Below are 269 nucleotides of genomic sequence, written 5' to 3'. Positions count from 1 at the left end.
TATTGTGTTATATGTACCCGTACCGCAAACCGACACAGGTAGATGAGGAGAGAATCCTAAGGCCGGCGGGAGAAGCATTGTTAAGGAACTCGGCAAAATGACCCCGTAACTTCGGGAGAAGGGGTGCCACTTTAATAGAGTGGTCGCAGAAAAAAGGCTCAAGCAACTGTTTAGCAAAAACACAGGTCTATGCGAAACCGCAAGGTGAAGTATATGGGCTGACGCCTGCCCGGTGCCGGAAGGTTAAGAGGAGAAGTCAGGAAACGAAG

Annotated in this window: 1 rRNA gene; it reads left to right on the top strand. The window is 49.8% G+C overall.

The features are described from left to right. A 23S ribosomal RNA gene (locus tag SBH76_RS13700) occupies nucleotides 1-269 on the top strand; the annotation flags it as partial.

It is taken from the genome of Lachnoanaerobaculum sanguinis (assembly GCF_033242365.1).
Taxonomy (GTDB): domain Bacteria; phylum Bacillota; class Clostridia; order Lachnospirales; family Lachnospiraceae; genus Lachnoanaerobaculum; species Lachnoanaerobaculum sanguinis.
The sequence above is the reverse complement of the archived record's forward strand: the minus strand, read 5'-3'. Positions and strand labels throughout refer to the sequence as shown.